The organism is Winogradskyella sp. A2, from assembly GCF_046762865.1.
Taxonomy (GTDB): domain Bacteria; phylum Bacteroidota; class Bacteroidia; order Flavobacteriales; family Flavobacteriaceae; genus Winogradskyella.
On the sequence record NZ_JBKQXM010000021.1, the window covers coordinates 1 to 917 of the forward strand.

General features: G+C 46.2%; 1 protein-coding gene. It reads left to right on the top strand.

Annotation, left to right across the window (positions count from 1 at the left end):
* Positions 1–36 precede the first annotated feature (36 nt).
* The coding region (locus tag ACFWV9_RS16130) for a malectin domain-containing carbohydrate-binding protein (RefSeq protein ID WP_411896261.1) at positions 37–917 on the top strand (881 nt) is incomplete at its 3' end.

The following is a 917-nucleotide window of genomic DNA, read 5'->3' on the forward strand; positions in this document are numbered from 1 at the left end:
ATTAACTTTAATTGGACGGTTACGGGTCCATTGGTAGTGACCAGTATCGACGATCAGCAAGACCAGATAGGAACGACCGTAAGCATACAGGTGCTTGCAAGTGGCGGTGATATCAATGAACCATTGGTATTCAGTATTAGTGGTCAGCCTACGGGATTGGCAATAGATAGTAGTACAGGGGAGATCAGCGGAACCATAGATGCTTTAGCACTGATAGGAGGTCCAAATAGCGATGGTGTACATTCTGTTGCAGTAACAACCTCAAGATTGGGTTCTGCGGATGTTATGACGAATTTTACATGGACGGTAACGGATGTGCCCTTGGCGCTGTTTCGTATTAATGCCGGTGGTCCCGAGTTGACTTACAATAGCGAGGTATTTTCGGCTGATGCCAACTTTGTTGGAGGCAAGACATTTGAGAATACGAGCGCAACGGTTTCTCCATTGTTCCAGACGGAACGTAGCGCAAACCCGCCGACATTTGAGTATGCCTTTAGTGTTCCTAATGGTGACTATGAGGTGGTATTGCATTTTGCCGAAATATTTTTTGGGGCGACAGGTGGAGGATCAGGAGGTGTTGGAGACCGAGTTTTTGATGTGGAAGGCGAAGGTATTACATTATTGGATGATTACGATATATATGCTGATGTGGGTCCACAGACCGAAGTGTCGAAGACCTTTATGGTAAGTGTATCCGACGGAGAGTTAAACCTTTTGTTTGATGCGGAAGGTGCCGATGGTGTAGACGAACCAAAGGTATCTGCCATAGAGGTTTATAGCCTAGTACAGTATCCGGCTATTTCGGTTGATGCGATAGCAGATCAGGATAACCTTGTGGACGATGTGATCAGTACCCTAGGGGTTTCGGCAAGTGGTGGAAACCCAGCTGCTAACTTCACTTATGCTATATCAGGACA